Consider the following 18,670-nt stretch of genomic DNA (forward strand, 5'->3'; position numbering starts at 1 on the left):
GGTGCAAGGTAGTGGGCGTTACAAGTTAGTAAGCTTCGCCGGACGGGCTAAGCTCGCGCCATGAGGATCTGGATCGCGCTCATCGCCCTGCTCTTCGTGGCCGCCTGCGGCCGCCCGCCGATGGACCCTGCGGCGGACAAGGCGGCGCGGGACTTCTACGCCGCCGTCCAGTCCGGAGACTGGCAGGGGGTCGAGCGCGCGCTCTCGCCGAGCCTGGCCCGCTCGCCGAACCTCAGGGATGGCTTTGACCGGCTCCGGCGCGGCCTGCCGCACGAGACCCCGCGCGAGGCCCGCGCCGTCGGTTGGCAAGAGCTGGACAAGGGCGTGGTCTCCGCCGTCCACCTCTACCGGTTCCAAGACAGCGACGTGGTCGTCCGCACCCTCCTGCAGCCCCAGCCCGACGGCGGCCCCCGGGTTGCCAGCTTCATGGCCAACCGCCTGCCGCGCGGCCAGGTTGAGGCCAACCGCTTCACCCTGTCCGGCAAGACGCCCCAGCACTACGCCTTTCTGGTCAGCGCCTTCCTCAGCCCGCTGGTCATGGTCGCCGTCGCCGCCATGGCCGCCATGACCCGGGGCCTCAGGTTCAAGATCGCCTGGATGGTGCTCGCCCTCGTCGGCGTCGGCCAGGCCTGGTTCAACTGGACGACGGGCGCCCGGCGGCTTCAACTGGGCGGAGATCAGCCTGGTCAACGTCGGCTTCGGCCGCGACACCGACATCTCCCCCTGGCTCATCCGCTTCTCGATGCCGGTCGGCGCCCTGGTGGTCCTGGCGCGCCTGGTCCTGTTGCCGGGCAAGAAGGAAGACAAGGAGGCGGCCGCCTAGACCTCCTCTCCCCGGCGAAGCGAGAGGGAGAGGGTAGGGTGAGGGCCGGCTGGGACCTCACGACCACTCCGGATGCGAGCCCGAGGGCCCTCGATCGCTTATCCGGCGCGAGCCGATCTCACGAGCCGGCCCTCACCTTGATCCTCTCCCCCGCGCTTCGCGTCGGGGGAGAGGAGATCAGCCCCTCACCTTCACATATTCGCCCGGCGCATCGCCCAGCCGCTTCAGCGGGCCCTTGGCCGGATCGCGGGCCGGGACCATGCCGCCCGACTTGTCGGCCAGCCACGCGGCCCAGTGCGGCCACCAGGACCCGGGCGTCTCGCCCGCGCTCGCCTGCCATTCCTCAAGCGTCGGCGGCAGGCCCTCGGCGGTCCAGTGCTGGTACTTCTTGGCCACCGGCGCATTGATCACGCCGGCGATGTGGCCCGAGCCGGCCAGGGTGTAGGTCACCGGCCCGCCGAACAGGCGCGCGCTCTTGTAGACCGAGCGCGCGGGCGCGATGTGGTCCTCCTTGGACGACTGCATGTAGATCGGGATCTTCACGTCGCCGAGGCTCAGCCGGGTGTTGTCCAGCACCAGCTTGCCTTCCGCGAGCGCGTTCTCGCCGTAGAACTTGCGCAGGTAGAAGAGGTGCAGCGTCTTCGGCATCCGCGTCTGGTCGGAGTTCCAGAACAGCAGGTCGAACGGCTTCGGCTCGCGGCCGAGCAGGTAGTTGTTCACGAAGAACGACCAGATCAGGTCGTTGGCGCGCAGCATATTGAACGTGTCGGCCATGGCCTGGCCCGAAAGCACTCCGCCGCCCTCGTCCATCTTCTGCTCGAGGTCACGCAGCCACTCCTCGTTGGTGAACAGCAGCAGGTCGCCGGCCTCGGTGAAGTCGTGCTGGGCGGCGAAGAAGGTCGCCGAGCTGATCGGCTGCACGCCCTTGGCCGCCATGTGCGCCAGGGTCGAGCCCAGCAGGGTGCCGCCGATGCAGTAGCCGACGGTGTTCACATGGGTGACGCCGGCCTGCTCCATGGCCGCGGCCGTGCCCGCGTAGATGCCCTCGCGCATGTAGTCTTCGAAGGTGCGGGTGGAGAGCTTGCTGTCCGGGTTGACCCAGGAGGCCACGAACACCGTGAAGCCCTGGTCCGCCAGCCAGCGGATCATCGAGTTCTCGGGCCGGAGGTCCAGGATGTAGAACTTGTTGATCCACGGCGGGAAGATCACCAGCGGGATCTCGTGGACCCTCTCGGTGGTCGGCTCGTACTGGATGAGTTCGATGATCTCGTTGCGGAACACCACCTTGCCCGGCGCCGTGGCGACGTTCTCGCCCAGCTTGAACATCTCGTAGTCGGTCTGGGCGATGGCGAGCTGGCCGCCGCCGCGCTCCAGGTCGGCGGCGAAGTTCTCCATGCCGCGCACCAGGCTCTCGCCGCCGGACGACATCAGCTCGCGCAGGGCCGCCGGGTTGGAGGTGAGGAAGTTCGACGGCGAGAAGGCGTCCGTCAGCATCTTCATGAAGAACTCGGCGCGCCGCTTCTCCATGGGATCGACGCCGTCCACCTGGGCCACCAGGGTGTTCAGCCAGTCCGACGTGATCAGGTAGGACTGCTTGATAGCGTCGAACGCCGGGTTGTCGCTCCAGTCCGGGTCCATGAAGCGCTTGTCGCCCTTGGCGGGCGTCGCCACGGGCGCGGCCGTGCCGTCGTGCAGGCGCCGCGCCGTGGACTGCCAGAGCTCCATGTAGCGGGTGAACAGGTCGGCCTGGGCCCGCATCATCCTGTCCGGCTGGGCGGCCAGCCGGCCCATCACCTCCGTCAGCGCCGGGCCCACGTGGAACGGGTCGGCGGTCAGGGCCGGCGGACGCTCGGCGTTGCGCAGCGCCATCTCGGCGATCACGCCCTGAGCGGCCACCGCAGCGCGGGCGAGGTTGGACGACAGCTTCTCGAGCTGGGCGCGCTGTTCCGCCGAGAGGGCGGCGATGTCGAGGCCGGGGGAGGGCGGCGGGGTCTGGGCGCCGGGGTTCGGAGCCTCGGCCTGGGGCGCTTCCGTGGCGCGGAGCTCCGCCGAGACGTCCTCGGGCAGGGGCGGCTTCGGCGCGGCGCTGCGCGGAGCCTTGCCGCCCTTCGGGGGCTTGGGGTCGACCGTCTGCTCGCTCATCTGACGCTTCCTTCCCGGGCGGTTGGACGTCTGGGCGCCCTTCCACCGTTTCCCATCATCGCATAAGAGCTTACCGGAGATGACTCCGCGCGCCCGCCTTTTTGTGAACGCCGTCCGACGGACCTGGGCTCCCGCCCTCATGGCGTGCGCGGGCGCGGCCGTGCTGCTGGGCGGCTGCGTGAGCGCGCGCCAGATGTTTTCCGACGCCACCGTCGACCCGACGTCTCCCGTCGCCGGCGAGGTGGCCCGTCTCTCCAAGACCGGCGACGACTGGCCGAGCTTCCACGAGATCCCCGAGACGCCCAAGGACCTCAGGCCCAGGCGCCTCTACGGGCAGGCCGCCCGCGACGTCGCCCAGGCCAGCGCCGAGATCGAGCGCCAGACCGCGCCGTCCGCCTGGACGCTGCAGGGCACCGACACCTTCGCCGCCGGCGCACGCAGTGCGGCCGGCTCGGAGCCCGCCCCGTCGGACGCCGGCGGGACCGAAGCTTTCGCCGAAGACCTCCGGAAGCGAGCTACACCGCCCCCGCCGCCCAGAAACTAGGGCCTGCGGGGGCAAAATCTTCCAATCGATGGCTTGGCTGACTCCGGCCCGGAGTCTATCCATGCCCGACCCTAAGCTCCCGGAATGGCCGCCTTGGGCAAACCGCGGCCAAGAGCCCTATAAATGACCCCCGAGTTCCATCGCATCCGTCGCCTCCCGCCTTACGTCCTCGAGGAGGTGAACCGCATCAAGGCCCGCCTGCGCGCGCAGGGGACCGACATCATCGACTTCGGCATGGGCAATCCCGACATGCCGACGCCGAAGCACATCGTCGACAAGCTGATCGAGACCGCCCGCGACCCGAAGGCCGGACGCTATTCCGCGTCCAAGGGGATCGCCGGCCTGCGTAAGGCCATGGCCGGCTACTACGACCGACGCTTCGGCGTGAAGCTGAACCCCGACACCGAGGTCATCGCGACCCTCGGCTCGAAGGAGGGCTTCGCCAACCTGGCCCAGGCCCTGACCGCGCCGGGCGACGTCATCGTCTGCCCGAACCCGGCCTATCCGATCCACGCCTACGGCTTCATCATGGCCGGCGGGGTCATCCGCCACGTGCCGGCCCATTCGCCGGAGGAATATCTGGCGGGCGTCAGCCGGGCGGTGAAGCACTCGGCGCCGCCGCCGACCGTGCTGATCCTCAGCTATCCGTCGAACCCGACCGCCCAGTGCGTCGACCTCGACTTCTATAAGGACGCCATCGCCCTGGCGCGGAAGCACGAGATGCTGGTCATCTCGGACATCGCCTATTCCGAGATCTACTTCGACGACAACCCGCCGCCCTCGGTCCTGCAGGTCGAAGGCGCGAAGGACATCGCCGTCGAGGTCAATTCGCTCTCCAAGACCTACGCCATGGCCGGCTGGCGGGTCGGCATGGTGGTGGGCAACGCCCGCATCTGCGCCGCGCTCGCCCGGGTGAAGTCTTATCTCGACTACGGCGCCTACACGCCCATCCAGGTGGCGGCGGCGACCGCGCTCAACGGGCCGCAGGACTGCGTCGACGAGATCCGCGGCATCTACAAGGCGCGCCGCGACTGCCTGGTGGACTCCATGAAGCGCGCCGGCTGGGACATTCCCTCGCCGTCGGCCTCGATGTTCGCCTGGGCTCCCGTGCCCGAGAAGTTCAAGGAAGCCGGCGCGCTGGTGTTCTCCAAGCTCCTGGTCGAGGAGGCCGGGGTCGCGGTCGCGCCCGGCACCGGTTTCGGCGAGTACGGCGAGGGGTTCGTCCGCGTCGGCCTGGTGGAGAACGAGCAGCGCATCCGTCAGGCCGCGCGCAACGTGAAGAAGTTCCTGGCCAACGCTGACGACATCCTGGCGCGGCACCACAACACCCTGGCGGCCCAATGACCTCGAAAGACTGGCGCATCGGCGTTGCGGGCCTCGGCACCGTCGGCGCGGGCCTGCTCACCTTCCTCTCCGAACGGCCCGGCTTCGCTCCGGCCGGCGGCCGCGTGAGCGTGACCGGCGTTTCGGCGCGCTCGCGGTCCCGACCGCGGCCGTTCGACATCTCCAACCTGCCCTGGTTCGACGATCCGGTGGCGCTCGCCACCTCGCCGGACGTGGACATCTTCGTCGAGCTGGTCGGCGGCTCGGACGGCCCGGCCAAGGCGGCGGTGGAGGCCGCCCTCAATGCGGGCAAGCCGGTGGTCACCGCCAACAAGGCCCTGATCGCCGAGCACGGCGCCGAGCTCGCGGCCCTGGCCGAGGCCAAGGGCGCGCCGCTGCTCTTCGAGGCCGCCGTCATGGGCGGCGTGCCGGCCGTGAAGATGGTCCGCGAGGCCCTTGTCGGCGACGACATCCGGTCGATCGCCGGCATCCTCAACGGCACCTGCAACTTCATCCTGACCGAGATGGAGGCCACGGGCCGTTCGTTCGGCGACGTGCTCGCCGAGGCCCAGCGCCTGGGCTACGCCGAGGCCGACCCGACCATGGACGTCGGCGGCTTCGACGCCGCCCACAAGATCTCGATCCTGGCCGCGCTCGCCTTCGGCTGCGCGCCCAACTACGCCGCCGCCGAGATCGAGGGCATCGACCAGGTCGACCTCCTCGACATCAAGCTCGCCCGCGACCTGGGCTACCGGGTGAAGCTGGTGGCCTCCGCCGACCGCTCGCCGGACGGCGTCCTGGTCCGCGTGCACCCCTCGCTGGCGCCGCTGAACCATCCGCTGGCCCAGGCCGGAGGAGCGCTGAACGCGCTCTTCATCGAAGGCGCCCGCATCGGCCGGATCTTCGTCCAGGGGCCTGGGGCCGGGGCAGGGCCCACGGCCGCCGCCGTGGCCGCCGACATCGCCGACGTGATGACCGGCGCCGTCCGCCCAGTCTTCCAGGCGCCGGCCAGTTCGCTCTCGCCGTTCACGCCGGTCGACCCCTCGAAGTCGGTGGGCCGCGCCTACCTGCGCTTCATGGTCAAGGACGAGCCCGGCGTGATCGCCGCGGTCTCCGAGACCCTGGCCGAGGCCGGGGTCTCCATCGAGAGCTTCCTGCAGAAGCCGGTCGAGAACACCGAAGGCGTGCCGATCGTGCTCACCACCCACGCGGTGGCGGAATCCGTGCTGATGGCCGCCGTGGAGCGGATCGCGGGCCTGTCCTCCGTGCTCGAACGGCCAAGGTTGTTGCGAATCGCGCGGATCTGACGCCGCGTGCTAAACCCCTGTCTGGTGGGGGGCGGAGACGTGACGCGGATGGCAGCGAAGATCCTGGACCGCGGGCTGGTGCTCGACGCCGTGCGTGTCACGGAGGCCGCGGCCATCGCGGCCTGGCGGCTGGCGGGCCGCGGTGACGAGATGGCCGCCGACCAGGCGGCCGTGGACGCCATGCGCACGGCGCTCAACGAGATCGACGTCGACGGCGAGATCGTCATCGGCGAGGGCGAGCGCGACGAGGCGCCCATGCTCTACATCGGCGAGAAGGTCGGCCGCGGCGGCAAGGTGAAGATCGACATCGCGCTGGACCCCCTCGAGGGCACCACGCTCACCGCCAAGGCCATGCCCAATGCGCTGGCCGTCATGGCCTGGGCCCCGAAGGGCACCCCTGCTGCACGCCCCCGACACCTACATGGACAAGATCGCCTGCGGGCCAGGCTATCCGGCCGGCGTCATCGACCTCGACAAGACCCCGGCCGAGAATGTCCGGTCGGTCGCCGAGGCCAAGGGCGTGGAGCCTGCCCAGGTCACCGTCTGCGTGCTCGACCGGCCGCGCCATGCCGAGATCATCGCCAGCCTCCGCGAGGTGGGCCCGGGTGCACCTGATCGGGGACGGCGACATCGCCGGCGTCATCAACACCGCCGACCCGGCCACCGGCATCGACCTCTACCTGGGCTCCGGCGGCGCGCCCGAGGGCGTCCTGGCCTGCGCGGCCCTGAAATGCGTCGGCGGCCAGTTCCAGGGCCGGCTGCTGTTCCGCAACGCCGACGAGCGGGCCCGCGCCGCCCGGCTGGGCATCACCGATCTCGACAAGACCTACGACCTCCACGAGATGGTCCAGGCTGACGCCATTTTCGCCGCGACCGGAGTGACCAACGGCGCCCTGCTGGACGGCGTGAAGTTCGAGGGCGGCTTCGTGCACACCCACACGCTCGTCATGAACTCCGCCAGCCACACCGTGCGCGAAGTGCGGATGAAGCGTCCCGCCTGATCCCCCAGTCTCATCTCTACGTCCGCTTTTGACGGCGGGTGCGGCTAGGGGTCCGTCTGGCGACTCGCGGGCGGTCGGCCGATAGTGGCCGATCATCGGATCGGAGACGGACTTGGCGGACGGCGCGGCCAACATCGGCTTTCTGGGCGTCGAGAGCTCGCTCTCGGGCCGCCGCTGGCGCGAGCGCGCCGCCGACGCCGAGACGGTGCGCCGCCACCAGCTCAGCCTGGGCCTGTTCGAGCCGCTGGCCCGCGCGCTCGCCGCCCGCGGGGTCCGGGACGGGGAGGGGGAGACCTACCTCAACCCGACGCTCAAGGCGCTCTTCCCCGACCCGTCGTCCTTCGCCGACATGGACCGCGCCGCCGAGGTGCTGGTCGATGCGCTGGAGCGCCGCCGGCCGATGGTGGTCTTCGCCGACTACGACGTGGACGGCGCCTCGTCGGCCGCCCAGCTCGTCCGCTGGTTCCGGGCCATGGGCCACGACCTGCCGATCTACGTCCCCGATCGCATCCTGGACGGCTATGGCCCGTCGCCGGCCCTCATGCGCCGCCTCAAGGAGGATGGCGCCGAGCTGGTGGTCACCGTCGACTGCGGCGCGGCAGCCCACGACGCGCTGGCCTGCGCCGCCGAGATCGGCCTCGATGTCGTGGTCATCGACCACCACCTGATGCGCGGCGAGGAGATCCCCAGCGTCGCGGCGCTGGTGAACCCCAACCGCCACGACTGCACGTCCGGCCAGGGCCACCTCGCCGCCGCCGGCGTCACCTTTGTCCTGCTGGCCGCCCTGAACCGCGAGGCGCGCCGCCGCGGCCTCTTCGGCGACCGTCCCGAGCCGGACCTGCGTCAATGGCTCGACCTGGCCGCCATGGGCGCCATCTGTGACGTGACCCAGCTCACGGGCTTCAACCGCGCCATCGCCGCCCAGGGCCTGAAGGTCATGAGCGCCTGGCGCAACCCCGGCCTCCGGGCCCTCATGGACCTCGCCAAGGGCTCGGGGCCCGCCTCCACCTTCCACGTGGGCTTCCTGCTCGGCCCGCGGATCAACGCCGGCGGCCGGATTGGCCGCTCGGACCTGGGGGCCCGGCTGCTCTCTTCCGACGACGCCGACTTGGTGTCGGAGCTCGCCGCCGAGCTGGACGGCCTCAACGCCTCCCGCAAGGAGGTCGAGCGCGAGGTGGTCGAGGCCGCGGTCGCCGTCATCGAGCGGGGCATGAACGTCGCCGACGAGGCCTGCATCCTGGTGGCCGCCGACGGCTGGCACCCCGGCGTCATCGGCATCGCCGCCGGGCGCTTGCGCGAACGCTACCGCAAGCCGGTGATCGTCGTCGGCATCGATCGGGCCGCCAACGTCGGCAAGGGCTCCGGCCGCTCGCAGCCGGGCGTCAACCTCGGCCGGGCCGTTCAGGCGGCGTTCGACGAGGGCCTGCTGCTGGCCGGCGGCGGCCACGCCATGGCCGCGGGGCTGTCGGTCCGGCCCGACGCCATTCCCGAGCTCCGCGCCTTCCTGAACGAGCGCCTGGCCGCCGAGAGCGAGGCCGCCGCCGCGGAGGACTGCCTGGACGTCGACGCCCTGGTCTCGACCGCCGGCGCCAGCCGCTCGCTGTGGCAGGATTTCCAGCGTCTGGCGCCCTTCGGCCCGGGCAATCCTGAGCCGGTCTTCGCCGCCGCCGGGGTCCAGGTCGAGCGGCCCATGGCGCTCCGCGGCGGCCACGTGCGCTGCACCCTGACCGATCTGTCCGGCGGCAGGCTGAAGGCCGTCGCCTGGCGCGCGGAGGACACCGAGGCCGGCCGCCGGCTGCTCTCCGGAGGCGGCGCCGTGCACGTCGTCGGCCGCCTGAAACCCGACGACTGGCAGGGCCGCGAGGCCGTCGAATTGGAGATCGAGGATATCGCAGACCCCCGCCGCGCATGATCTTGCGAAGAGGGGGTTGCAGGTCCGGAACAACGCTTATATAGAGCCGCCCTCGCGCAAGCGGTCCCTTCGTCTATCGAGTTAGGACGCCAGGTTTTCAACCTGGAGAGAGGGGTTCGACTCCCCTAGGGACTGCCACGCGACCTCCCCGAAACGAGTATCGTTTCCGCTGCTTGCAGCACTGCGCCCGCAGAAACACGTTGACGCCGCGATCATTAGGCGAACAGTGTTATAGTTGGCTCCAATCCAATGTTCGGATGGGGGGTATCGGGGCCGAGGGGCGAAATGGCGGGTTTAGAGTTCGAGCACGTGGATGCGCAGGTCGAGGCCGTGCGGATCACGGGGCGTGTCAAATGGTTCGATCCGGGCAAGGGTTATGGCTTCATCGTCCCGGACGATCCCAGCCAGACCGACCTCAAGGACGTCCTTCTCCATGTGACTTCCCTGCGCAGCTCCGGGCGTGACAGCGCCCTGGAAGGCTCCGCCATCACCTGCGACGTGGTCCGCCGCCCCAAGGGCTGGCAGGTGGCCGAGGTCGTCGAGATCGACGAGAGCTGCGCCCCGCCGCCGAGCGAGCGGCGCCAGCGCGACGACGCCTTCCGCAGCCGCGAGGGCTTCGGCTCCGGCGGCCTCATTGGCGCGCGGCCCGTGCGCCGCCCGGTGCAGGCCACCGGCCCGCTGGAGCGCGCCAAGGTGAAGTGGTTCAACCGCACCAAGGGCTACGGCTTCGTGGTCCGCGACGCCGAGCCCGGCGACATCTTCGTGCACATCGAGACCCTGCGCCGCTCCGGCATGGAAGACCTGCAGCCCGGCGAGGACGTGATGGTGCGCTTCGCGGAAGGGCCCAAGGGGCTGGTGGTCGCCGAGATCGAGCTCGGGGGCTAGGCAGGCCGCCCTTGCCTGCGGCCCGCGACTGCCGCAAAGGACAGGGGGCTGGTTGAGCCCGGAGCCTCCGCGTGCGCCCCATTTCCCGCTTCCTGCGCCTGCTTGCGTTCGCGTTCGCGGTCGCCGCCTGCCAGCCGGCGGGCGCCGCCCTGCCGGTGCAGGGCGTGGAGGTCAAGGCGACCTATCCCCATGACAGCCGGGCCTTCACCCAGGGCCTGCTCTATCTGAACGGCGATCTCTACGAGAGCACCGGCCTGGTCGGGCAGTCGACGATCCGGCGCGTGCGGCTGCAGGACGGCGCGGTGCTGCAGTCCAAGATCGTCTCGCCGGCCGTGTTCGGCGAGGGCCTGGTCAACTGGGGCGACGAGCTGATCAGCCTCACCTGGCGCGACCAGGTCGGCTTCCGCTGGGACCGCAGGACGTTCGCCCTCAAGTCCTCCTACCGGTACGCCGGCGAGGGCTGGGCGCTGACCCAGAACGGCAAGCAGATCATCATGAGCGACGGCACCCCGGTGCTGAAGTTCCTGGATCCGAAGACGCTGAAGGAGGTCCGACGGATCACCGTCACCGCCGAGGGCCGCCCGCTCGCCAACCTCAACGAGCTCGAGTGGGTGAAGGGGGAGATTTACGCCAACGTCTGGATGACCCGCCTGATCGCGCGGATCGACCCGCAGACCGGCGTCGTGAAGGGGGTCATCGACCTCTCCGCCCTCCCGGAGGCGACCCGGCCCGCGTCTCCTGACGCCGTGCCGAACGGCATCGCCTACGACGCGGCTGGTGACCGGCTCTTCGTCACCGGCAAGCTCTGGCCCAGGCTCTACGAGGTCCGGCTGACGCCGGTTCGGCGGTGATGGACGAAGAGTCGATCCCGCAGCCCCCGGAGGGCTTCGTGCTTTCGGACGGGCGGGGGGCGTTCTCCACCCATAACGGGCCCTATTTCCACCGGCCCTCGGAAGGTCCGCTGGTCGAGCAGGCCTTCTTCGCCCTGAAGCGCCACACCAATGGCGTCGGCATCGTCCACGGCGGCATGCTGTCGGCTTTCATGGACGGCGTGCTGGCGGGCGCCGTCTGGCGCGGCGCGAAGCGGCGGGCGGTGACCATCCACCTCTCCATCGACTTCCTGCACATGGCGCGGGCCGGGGAGTGGGTCCAGGCCGAGGCCCGGCTCACGCGAGCCACGCGTGACGTCGCCTTCGCCGAGGGACGCGCCTTCGTCGGCGGCCGCGACGTGGTCCGCGCGTCCGGGGTGTTCAAGCTGATGGGCGGCTGAGCCCTGCGGCTCCTTCGCGTTTGCGGAAAAGCGGAAACGCCCATATTGCAGGACCCGCCGGCGTTTCCGGGGCGTAGCGCAGCCTGGTAGCGCATCTGCTTTGGGAGCAGAGGGTCGTGTGTTCGGATCACACCGCCCCGACCACGCCGGCGAGGAAAGTTATTGAGGACCGCATGCTCGCGCGCATCTTCCGCCCCGCCAAGAACGCCATGCAGTCGGGGAAGCAGAAGACCCAGGACTGGGTCCTGGAGTTCGAGCCGAGCGCGGCGCGCAGACCCGACCCGCTGATGGGCTGGACCCAGACGAGCGACACCGCCTCCAGCCAGGTCCGCCTGAGCTTCGAGACGAAGGACGAGGCGATCCGGTACGCCGACAAGCATGGCATCGCCTTCCAGCTGATCGACCCGAAGCCCGCCAAGAAGATCATCAAGGCCTATGCGGACAATTTCGCGTTCGGCCGTAAGGTCCCCCTGGACGCACTGACCGCGCCCACGCGCCCGTAGCTCAACCGGATAGAGCATCCGCCTTCTAAGCGGACGGTTGCAGGTTCGAGTCCTGCCGGGCGCGCCAGGGCGCGCCGACCTACTGCGGCCTGGCTGGGGCGTCGCCGACGCCCGTCGTCGGGCGCTCGCCACCGTCCCATTGCCGGTACTCGATCTGCCGCGTCCGGGGCAGGGCGTCCTCGTGCTCTTCGGCGAGCCAGGCCAGCAGCTTCTCCCGCACCTCGCAGCGCAGGTCGAACAGCGGGCCGGACGCCGCCGCGCTCACCAGACAGCGCAACTCCACGGTCTGCTCCTTGAGCTCGGTCACCTGCAGGACGCAGACCCGCTTGTCCCAGAGGGGCGAGGCGTGGACGATCTCCTCGAGCTTGCGGCGCACCTCGTCCACCGGGACCGAATAGTCCGCATGGACCATCGCCGTTCCAAGGAGGTTCGAGGACTCCCGCGTCCAGTTCTGGAACGGCTTCTGCAGGAAGTGGCTGAGCGGCACGATCATCCGCCGCTGGTCCCAGAGCCGGATGACCACATAGGTCGTGGTGATCTCCTCGACGTTGCCGAACTCGTTCTCGACCAGGACCGCGTCGTCGATGCGGATCGGTTGGGTCACCGCCACCTGGATTCCGGCGAACAGGTTCGCGAGGAGCGGCTGCAGGGCCAGGCCCACGATGATCGAGGCCGCGCCGCCCGCGGCGAGCAGGCTCACGCCCCACTGGCGCACGCCGCCGATGGTCATCAGCGCGAGGCCGACGCTGACCAGCACCACGAGAGTGGCCACGGCGCGCCGCAGGATCTTCACCTGGGTCAGGTGCTTCCGCGCGATGAGGTTGTCGGCGACGTCGACCCGGTAGCGCCGCATGTACAGGGACGCGCCGATATCGAGCGCCGCCATGGCGATCCAGCCCATCGTTAGGATGAAGGCGACGAGCAGCGCGTGTCGGATAAGTCCCGCCGCGTCCGAGGACAGCGGCGCCGCGGGTGTGGCGGCGGCCAACGCCACCAGCACCGTCAGCATGCGCGCCGGACGTCGGCTGCGCACCAGGAGCGCGCGCCAGAACGCGTCCCGCCGCCGGAGCGCCCGCCGGATCAGGAACACCACGGCGTGGTGAAAGGCGACCGCGGCCACGGCGGCCACGGCGAAGATCAGCAGGCTGGCCAGCCATGGCGGGGCCCAGGCCATGCCATCGCGCAGCCGCGCGAATAGGTCGAGGGTCGGCATGAGCCAGAACGCCCTATGTTTGGAGTCCATGGCTAACCCATGGGACTCCAGGTCGTTCCGAACCCTCGTTACTCGAGCGGAAGCTTCGGCTGGGTCTCCGCGTCGGGCCAGCGGACGAGGTTGGGGAGGTGCGCGCGCGCCGCGATCTCCGTCAGCATCGCCTGGGCGAGCTGGTCCAGGGGCGCGTGCTCACGATAGTCGCCGGGGCCTGCGAGATGAGCGCGGCCGTCCTTGCGGAGGTCGACAGCGGCCCGCTCGGTGAACGGATTGCCCTCCTCATAGACGGCCACGGCATAGCCGCCCTGGTCCGTGACGAGGCGCATGGTGGGCACGTCGGTGAAGCCGTCGCCGAAGAATACGATCCGGTCGAACGGGACCGGACGATCGTCCTTCTCCTGCGCCCGGTTGATCGCGTAGTTGTCCCATTCCTCCAGCGTCCACTTGTTGATGCGGAACAGGTACTGGGTCTTGGACGTGTAGTTGACGCCCAGCGCCACCCCGATCGCCTCCTCGTTCTCGTCGAACATGAAGGCCGAGGCGTAGATCCGCTCGAAGTGCTTCGCGATGGGCGACCCCTCGATCAGCTCGCGGTTGCCCGACGAGATGATGAAGTGATGCAGGTCCAGGCCCATGTCGGCGGCCCGTCGGTTCTGACGCTCGAACCAATCCTCGACGCCGGGGAAGAGATTCAGGGTCGCGCCGCGTCGGCGCCAGCTGTCCAGCGACAGCTCCAGGCCCTTCTCGCGGGCCTTGGCCAGCATCATGTGCATGTAGGCGAGGATGGTGTCGCCGCGCTGCTGCTTGGCGAGGTCGTCCACGGCGCGCCAGAATTCCTGACGATCCATCCCCAGTTCGTCCGGGATGAAGGCGTGGTTCTGCATGAACCCGGGCGCAAGGGTCCCGTCGAAGTCGTAGGCGAAGACCACCCGGGGGCGTTCGGCGTTCATCTGCGGTCCTGCAGCAGCATCAGGGCCGCAACCTTTAGGCCGCCGGTCAGGCGGGTTCCAGCGCCTTGCGGCAGGCCATCAGCGGCTGGATCTTCCGGCCGAAGTCGTCGATGCCCTTCTGGAAATCGTCGAAGGTGAGCAGGACGCCGGCGGTGCCCGGCACAGAGGCCACCTCGTCGAGCATCCGGGCGACGCTTTCGAAGCTGCCCACCAGCGTCCCCATGTTGAGGTTCACCGCCGAGGTCGCGTCGGCGAGCTGGACGGTGTTGGTCGTGGCCCCCGCCGCCGCGTTCGGCGCGGCCTGGTCGGTCAGCCACTTCAGCGCCTCCCTGGTCGGCCCCGTCGCGATAGAGCCGCCACTTGGCCATGGCCTTCTCGTCTGTCTCGTCGGCGATGATCATGAAGAGGATGTAGCTCTTCACGTCGCGGCCGGTCTTGGCCGCAGCCGCCTCCAGGCGCGTGTTCACCGGGGCGAAGGCGGTGGGCGTGTTGGTCCCCTTGCCGAGCGCGAAGGCGTAGTCGGCGTACTGGGCGGTGAAGGCCAGACCTTCATCGCTGGAGCCCGCGCAGATGATCTTGGTGTCCTTCGGCGTGGGGCTCACCCGGCAATCGTTCATGGTGAAGTACTCGCCCTTGAAGTCGGACTTGCCGGTCTCCAGCAGCTCCCGCAGCACCGTCGCGTACTCCGCGAGGTACCGGTAGCGGGTCTTGTAGTGCGCCTCGCCGGGCCACAGGCCCATCTGGTCGTACTCGGCCTTCTGCCAGCCGGTCACGAGGTTGATGCCGAACCGGCCGGGCGCGATGGAGTCGATCGTCGACGCCATGCGGGCGACGATCGCTGGGGGGCAGCGTCAGGGTGGCGGCGGTGGCGAAGATCTTGATCTTGCTGGTGACCGCCGCGAGGCCCGCCATCAGGGTGAAACTCTCGAGGTTGTGCTCCCAGAACTCCGTCTTCCCGCCGAAGCCGCGCAGCTTGATCATCGAGAGCGCGAAATCGAGCCCATAGCCCTCCGCCTTCTGGGTGATCTCCTTGTTGAGCTCGAAGCTCGGCATGTACTGCGGCGACGTCTCGGAGATCAGCCAGCCGTTGTTGCCGATGGGGATGAAGACGCCGATCTCCATGGGAGCCTCCGCGAGCCTATTTGCCGATGTGGGCGATGGTGGCGATCTCCACCAGGAAGTCGGGCCGCACGAGCCCGCACTGGATGCAGAACCGGGCCGGCTTGTCGCCCGGGAAGAACTCCGCATAGACCTTGTTGATCGCCTGGTAGTCGGCCCAGTCCTTCAGGAAGATGTGGTTCATGGTGACGTCGTCCATGGTCCCGCCCGCGGTCTCGATGACGCTCTTGATGGTCTCCAGCACCTGGCGCGTCTGGGCGGCGGCGTCGCCAACGTGGGCGACGTTGTTGTCCTTGTCGAAGGCGAGCGTGCCCGAGACGTAGACCACGCCGTCGGCCAGCGTGCCGGGCGAGAAGGGGGCGATCGGCGTGCCCGTGCCGGGCGGGGTGATGACGGTCTTGGGCATGGATCCTCCTTACGCCGGCGGCATCTGGCCGAACGCGCCCTTGAAGTCGGCGACGCTGGAGACCCAGCCGAAGAACTTCTCGATGTTGTAGAGCGCGGCCTGCTGCAGAAACTCCGGCCCCGCCTGGTGCGTGGCGTCCTCCAGCACGACGCCGAAGTATTCCAGCATGAAGCCGTCCCGGAGCGTCGATTCCACACAGACGTTGGTGGCGATGCCCACGAAGACGATGTTCCGGATGCCGCGCGAGCGCAGGACGCTGTCGAGCTGCGAGTTGAAGAAGCCGGAATAGCGGGTCTTGTGCAGGACGATGTCGCCGGGCTGCGGCTTCAGGTCGTCGACCAGCTCGTAGTCCCAGGTCCCCCCGCGCCAGCAGCTTTCCGTGCAATTCAGGGCGCGCCCGCATCGTCTTGAGCGCATTGGACTTGTGCCAGTTTGGCGAGCCCTCGCCGCCAGCCTCCACATAGTCGGCGTCCCAGCCGTTCTGGAAGTAGATCACCGGCATCCCGGCCGCGCGCGCGGTGTCGAGCACGCCCTTGATCTTGCCGATCACCGCAGGCGCGCCCGAGATGTCGAACCCGGCCAGGTCCAGGTAGCCGCCGGGCGAGGCATAGGCGTTCTGCATGTCGATGACCACGACCGCCGTCTGGGCCGGCGCGAGCGCCACCGGCTCCGGCCGGGCCGGCAGGACGAGGGTGTCGGTCTTGGTCATTCACGCCCGCTCTGTCTCGAGACCGGCCACCATGGCATAGCGGCAGGCGAAGCCAAGCCTCGGAGAACGCCGGTCATGGCCGAACCCCTCGATGCCGCCGCCCTGGACAGCCTGTTCCGCGAGGCGCGCACCCGCAACGCCTTCACCGACCGGCCGGTCCCCGAGGCCCTGCTGCGCGAGCTCTACGACCTGCTGAAATGGGGCCCGACCGCGTCGAACGCGACGCCGGCCCGTTTCGTCTTCCTCACGACGCCCGAGGCGAAGGCCCGGCTCGCGCCCCACCTGTCCAGGTCCAATGCCGCGAAGAGCATCGGCGCGGCGGTCCAGGTGATCGTCGCCTATGACCTGGCGTTCTCGGAGACGATCCCCAGGCTCTTCCCGCACAATCCGGGCTCGGCCGCCTGGTTCGCCAAGCCGGAGGTGGCCCAGGAGACCGCGTTCCGGAACGGCTCCCTGCAGGGCGCCTACATGATCCTGGCCGCCCGCGCGCTCGGCCTGGACTGCGGGCCAATGTCCGGGTTCGACAGGGCAGGGGGTGGACGCCGAGTTCTTCGCCGGCACGGACTGGCGGTCCAACTTCCTCTGCAACCTCGGCTACGGCTCCGACGAGAACCTCTTCCCGCGCAATCCCAGGCTTGGGTTCGAAGAGGCCTGCCGGATCCTCTAGCGCTCGCCCACCGGCTGGCGCTGGGCGTCGAGCTCTACGGTCCAGTCGGCGCGTTCCGGCATCTCGGCCAGGATCCAGCGGGTCAGGCGCTCGTAGTGCTGGACGAAGCGCGCGACCTCCGCGTCGCTCATGCCCTTGCCGGTCTTGGCCTTCAGCCGGTGCTCCTGTTCGGTCCGCCAGCCGACGACCACCTCGAACCCCGGGGCCGCCATCAGCGACAGGCTGTGTATCTTCGCGAACAACGCCTGGTAGGGCCCGTCGAGCTGCTCGTTGACCCAGCCGCGCCAGCGGCCGTCGGGGTCCTCGTCGCGCTCCAGGTCATTCACCGGGGTCGCCAGCGCCGCCAGCCCCCTGGCCGCGGGCGCCGACGCACCAGCCCTCGAAGATCACCACGTCCACGGGCGTGGCGATGGTCTCCCCAAGTCCCCCGCGGCGTGCGGTTGTCAGTGGCCTTGTCGAACTTCGGCAGCGTCACCCGGCCCCTGGTGCGGAGCTGGTCCAGCGTCGCGCCAGCCATGGCCACGTCATGCGTCCCGGGCGGCCCGCGGGTCGCCAGCAGGGGATGAACGTCCTTGGCGAGCTGTTCCCGCGCCGACTTGGGCAGGTAGAAGTCGTCCAGCGACACCGCGACCGCGCTCAGCCCCTTGGCTTCCAGCAGCTTCACCGTCGCTGCGGCCACCGTCGACTTGCCCGATCCCTGCGCCCCGCACAGCCCGAGGATCGCCGTCCGCCGCCGGACCTGCCGCAGGCGCGCGGCGCGGTCGGCGAGCGGACGGCACACCCATTCGAGGGTCGCGCGGAAGGTCTCCGGCAATTCCTCGGTCGCCAGAAACTCGGGAAGCCAGTCGTCGTCGCGCAAGATCACCCCTTCGCGGGGCGCCGGCCCCTCAGTATCCGCCGATCACCGGCAGGACTTCGCCGGTGATGTAGCTCGACATCTGCGGAGAGGCGAGGAAGACGAAGGCTGGCGCGATCTCTTCCGGCTGGGCCGGGCGCTTCATCGGGACCTTCGCCCCGAATTCCTCGATCTCCTTGCCCACCTTGTCGGCGGGGTTGAGCGGCGTCCAGACCGGCCCCGGCGCCACGCAGTTCACCCGGATGCCCTTGGGCACGAGGCTGCCGGCCAGAGCGCGGGTGAAGGCGTGGATGCCGCCCTTGGTCATGGAATAGTCGAGCAGGCGCTTCTCCCCATCGATGCCGGTGACCGAGCCGGTGTTCACGATCGCCGAGCCCGGCTTCATGTGCGGGATCGCCGCCTGGGCCATGTGGAAATAGCCGTAGAGGTTGGTCTTCAGCGTCCGGTCGAAGTGCTCGAGCGTCAGGTCGGCGATGTCGTGGACGTGGTTCTGGAAGGCGGCGTTGTTCACCAGGATGTCGAGCTTCCCGAGCTCCTTCAGCGTCTTCTGCACGGCGACGGCGGCATAGGCCGGGTCGGCCACGTCGCCCGGGATAAGGATGGCGCGCCGGCCTTCCTTCTCGACGGCCTGCTTGGTCAGCTCGGCGTCCTCGTCCTCGTTCAGGTAGGCGATGGCGACGTCGGCGCCCTCCCGGGCGAACAGCACCGCCACTGCCCGCCCGATGCCGGAATCGGCCCCGGTGATCAGCGCGACCTTGTCCTTCAGCTTGCCCGAGCCCTCCCAGTAGGGCGCATCCCACATGGGCTGCAGCTCGAGGTCGGCCTCCACGCCGGGCTTTTCCAGATGCTGCCTCGGGAGCGGCGGAACGGGGTATTCCCGTGCGCCGGCCTGCATGGGCTTCTCGTCCTCGCCGGACTCGAAGGAACGCTGCTCGTGCTTGGCGTCGAGCGGCGCCTGGATCTCGCGTTCGGCCTGGGCGGCGCGGTCGCCCTCGGCGGCGAAGCGGCCGGTTTCGGATTGGCTCATGGCATGTCCCTCGCTG

16 protein-coding genes, 3 tRNA genes and 5 pseudogenes are annotated in these 18,670 nt (G+C 69.5%); 13 read left to right on the forward strand and 11 right to left on the reverse strand.

Annotated elements, in window-relative coordinates:
• Positions 1-18 precede the first annotated feature (18 nt).
• Together LRS04_RS20555 and phaC are read right to left on the reverse strand one after the other, a co-directional pair.
• Positions 19-732: a hypothetical protein gene (locus LRS04_RS20555; protein WP_257817926.1), complete on the reverse strand. Its 714-nt coding sequence runs from the start codon at positions 730-732 to the stop codon at positions 19-21.
• A 268-nt stretch (positions 733-1,000) separates the two neighbouring features.
• Positions 1,001-2,965 (reverse strand): class I poly(R)-hydroxyalkanoic acid synthase, encoded by a 1,965-nt coding sequence (phaC, locus tag LRS04_RS20560; RefSeq protein WP_257817928.1) that lies wholly within the window; start codon positions 2,963-2,965, stop codon positions 1,001-1,003.
• Positions 2,966-3,104: 139 nt separating this feature from the next.
• Here phaC and LRS04_RS20565 point away from each other — a divergent pair, with 139 nt between their 5' ends.
• From LRS04_RS20565 to LRS04_RS20620, 12 genes and pseudogenes are all read left to right on the forward strand, one after another.
• Positions 3,105-3,509, forward strand: a complete 405-nt coding sequence (locus tag LRS04_RS20565; RefSeq protein ID WP_257817930.1) for a hypothetical protein — start codon at positions 3,105-3,107, stop codon at positions 3,507-3,509.
• 123 nt (positions 3,510-3,632) lie between these two features.
• The gene (locus tag LRS04_RS20570; protein ID WP_257817931.1) at positions 3,633-4,853 is read left to right on the forward strand and encodes an LL-diaminopimelate aminotransferase; all 1,221 of its coding nucleotides are present in this window, start codon (positions 3,633-3,635) and stop codon (positions 4,851-4,853) included.
• Positions 4,850-6,139, forward strand: coding sequence for a homoserine dehydrogenase (locus LRS04_RS20575; protein WP_257817932.1), 1,290 nt, complete (start codon positions 4,850-4,852; stop codon positions 6,137-6,139). Before LRS04_RS20570 ends, LRS04_RS20575 begins: the two co-directional genes overlap by 4 nt.
• 48 nt (positions 6,140-6,187) lie before the next feature.
• Positions 6,188-7,140, forward strand: a pseudogene (glpX, locus tag LRS04_RS20580) (class II fructose-bisphosphatase).
• Positions 7,141-7,252: 112 nt separating this feature from the next.
• A complete protein-coding gene (gene recJ / locus LRS04_RS20585) occupies positions 7,253-9,052 on the forward strand; it encodes a single-stranded-DNA-specific exonuclease RecJ (RefSeq protein WP_257817933.1) in 1,800 nt (599 codons plus the stop codon).
• Between the two features lie 62 nt (positions 9,053-9,114).
• Positions 9,115-9,190: transfer RNA gene (locus LRS04_RS20590), tRNA-Glu, on the forward strand.
• A gap of 147 nt (positions 9,191-9,337) precedes the next feature.
• Complete coding sequence (locus tag LRS04_RS20595; RefSeq protein ID WP_257817934.1) at positions 9,338-9,937, forward strand: cold-shock protein; 600 nt, start codon at positions 9,338-9,340, stop codon at positions 9,935-9,937.
• A 71-nt stretch (positions 9,938-10,008) separates the two neighbouring features.
• On the forward strand, positions 10,009-10,788 hold the full coding sequence (locus tag LRS04_RS20600) for a glutaminyl-peptide cyclotransferase (protein ID WP_257817935.1): 780 nt from the start codon (positions 10,009-10,011) through the stop codon (positions 10,786-10,788).
• Positions 10,788-11,207: a PaaI family thioesterase gene (locus LRS04_RS20605; protein ID WP_257817936.1), complete on the forward strand. Its 420-nt coding sequence runs from the start codon at positions 10,788-10,790 to the stop codon at positions 11,205-11,207. The genes LRS04_RS20600 and LRS04_RS20605 overlap by 1 nt, the downstream gene beginning before the upstream one ends.
• Positions 11,208-11,274: 67 nt before the next feature.
• A tRNA-Pro gene (locus LRS04_RS20610) sits at positions 11,275-11,351 on the forward strand.
• Positions 11,352-11,380: 29 nt separating this feature from the next.
• Positions 11,381-11,690 (forward strand): annotated as a pseudogene (locus LRS04_RS20615) (ETC complex I subunit).
• A 10-nt stretch (positions 11,691-11,700) separates the two neighbouring features.
• A tRNA-Arg gene (locus LRS04_RS20620) sits at positions 11,701-11,777 on the forward strand.
• Between the two features lie 12 nt (positions 11,778-11,789).
• Here the strand turns inward: LRS04_RS20620 and LRS04_RS20625 are convergent.
• The 6 genes and pseudogenes from LRS04_RS20625 to rutB all read right to left on the reverse strand — a co-directional run bounded on the left by LRS04_RS20625 (position 11,790) and on the right by rutB (position 16,104).
• Complete coding sequence (locus LRS04_RS20625) at positions 11,790-12,953, reverse strand: mechanosensitive ion channel family protein (RefSeq protein ID WP_257817938.1); 1,164 nt, start codon at positions 12,951-12,953, stop codon at positions 11,790-11,792.
• A 38-nt stretch (positions 12,954-12,991) separates the two neighbouring features.
• A complete protein-coding gene (locus LRS04_RS20630; RefSeq protein ID WP_257817940.1) occupies positions 12,992-13,870 on the reverse strand; it encodes an HAD family hydrolase in 879 nt (292 codons plus the stop codon).
• Positions 13,867-14,694: an LLM class flavin-dependent oxidoreductase gene (locus LRS04_RS20635; protein WP_257817941.1), complete on the reverse strand. Its 828-nt coding sequence runs from the start codon at positions 14,692-14,694 to the stop codon at positions 13,867-13,869. Before LRS04_RS20635 ends, LRS04_RS20630 begins: the two co-directional genes overlap by 4 nt.
• Before the next feature lie 82 nt (positions 14,695-14,776).
• Positions 14,777-15,118 (reverse strand): annotated as a pseudogene (locus LRS04_RS27135) (hypothetical protein); the annotation flags it as partial.
• Positions 15,009-15,395 carry a pyrimidine utilization protein C gene (rutC, locus tag LRS04_RS20645; protein ID WP_257817943.1) on the reverse strand — a complete coding sequence of 129 codons (387 nt, stop codon included), beginning with the start codon at positions 15,393-15,395 and terminating at the stop codon, positions 15,009-15,011. The pseudogene LRS04_RS27135 and the gene rutC, both read right to left, overlap by 110 nt.
• Before the next feature lie 9 nt (positions 15,396-15,404).
• Positions 15,405-16,104, reverse strand: a pseudogene (gene rutB / locus LRS04_RS20650) (pyrimidine utilization protein B).
• 75 nt (positions 16,105-16,179) lie between these two features.
• Here rutB and LRS04_RS20655 point away from each other — a divergent pair.
• Positions 16,180-16,771 (forward strand): annotated as a pseudogene (locus tag LRS04_RS20655) (malonic semialdehyde reductase).
• Here the strand turns inward: LRS04_RS20655 and LRS04_RS20660 are convergent.
• The 3 genes from LRS04_RS20660 to LRS04_RS20670 are packed head-to-tail and all read right to left on the reverse strand — an operon-like array spanning position 16,768 to position 18,654.
• Positions 16,768-17,097, reverse strand: coding sequence for a hypothetical protein (locus LRS04_RS20660; RefSeq protein ID WP_257817944.1), 330 nt, complete (start codon positions 17,095-17,097; stop codon positions 16,768-16,770). The pseudogene LRS04_RS20655 and the gene LRS04_RS20660 sit on opposite strands and share 4 nt — an antisense overlap.
• Positions 17,094-17,630 carry a hypothetical protein gene (locus tag LRS04_RS20665; RefSeq protein ID WP_257817945.1) on the reverse strand — a complete coding sequence of 179 codons (537 nt, stop codon included), beginning with the start codon at positions 17,628-17,630 and terminating at the stop codon, positions 17,094-17,096. The genes LRS04_RS20660 and LRS04_RS20665 overlap by 4 nt, the downstream gene beginning before the upstream one ends.
• A gap of 28 nt (positions 17,631-17,658) precedes the next feature.
• Positions 17,659-18,654 (reverse strand): SDR family oxidoreductase, encoded by a 996-nt coding sequence (locus LRS04_RS20670; protein WP_257817947.1) that lies wholly within the window; start codon positions 18,652-18,654, stop codon positions 17,659-17,661.
• Positions 18,655-18,670 lie beyond the last annotated feature (16 nt).

The sequence above is a fragment of the Phenylobacterium sp. J367 genome (genome assembly GCF_024699985.1).
Classification (GTDB): Bacteria; Pseudomonadota; Alphaproteobacteria; order Caulobacterales; family Caulobacteraceae; genus Phenylobacterium.

Coding starts and splice junctions, on each gene's coding strand:
- phaC (WP_257817928.1), bottom strand. CDS start 2,965: ATGAGCGAGCAGACGGTCGACCCCAAGCCCCCGAAGGGCGGCAAGGCT.
- LRS04_RS20605 (WP_257817936.1), top strand. CDS start 10,788: ATGGACGAAGAGTCGATCCCGCAGCCCCCGGAGGGCTTCGTGCTTTCG.
- LRS04_RS20625 (WP_257817938.1), bottom strand. CDS start 12,953: ATGGACTCCAAACATAGGGCGTTCTGGCTCATGCCGACCCTCGACCTA.
- LRS04_RS20635 (WP_257817941.1), bottom strand. CDS start 14,694: ATGGCGTCGACGATCGACTCCATCGCGCCCGGCCGGTTCGGCATCAAC.
- LRS04_RS20630 (WP_257817940.1), bottom strand. CDS start 13,870: ATGAACGCCGAACGCCCCCGGGTGGTCTTCGCCTACGACTTCGACGGG.
- LRS04_RS20670 (WP_257817947.1), bottom strand. CDS start 18,654: ATGAGCCAATCCGAAACCGGCCGCTTCGCCGCCGAGGGCGACCGCGCC.
- LRS04_RS20555 (WP_257817926.1), bottom strand. CDS start 732: ATGAGCCAGGGGGAGATGTCGGTGTCGCGGCCGAAGCCGACGTTGACC.
- LRS04_RS20595 (WP_257817934.1), top strand. CDS start 9,338: ATGGCGGGTTTAGAGTTCGAGCACGTGGATGCGCAGGTCGAGGCCGTG.
- LRS04_RS20565 (WP_257817930.1), top strand. CDS start 3,105: ATGGCGTGCGCGGGCGCGGCCGTGCTGCTGGGCGGCTGCGTGAGCGCG.
- rutC (WP_257817943.1), bottom strand. CDS start 15,395: ATGCCCAAGACCGTCATCACCCCGCCCGGCACGGGCACGCCGATCGCC.
- LRS04_RS20570 (WP_257817931.1), top strand. CDS start 3,633: ATGACCCCCGAGTTCCATCGCATCCGTCGCCTCCCGCCTTACGTCCTC.
- LRS04_RS20575 (WP_257817932.1), top strand. CDS start 4,850: ATGACCTCGAAAGACTGGCGCATCGGCGTTGCGGGCCTCGGCACCGTC.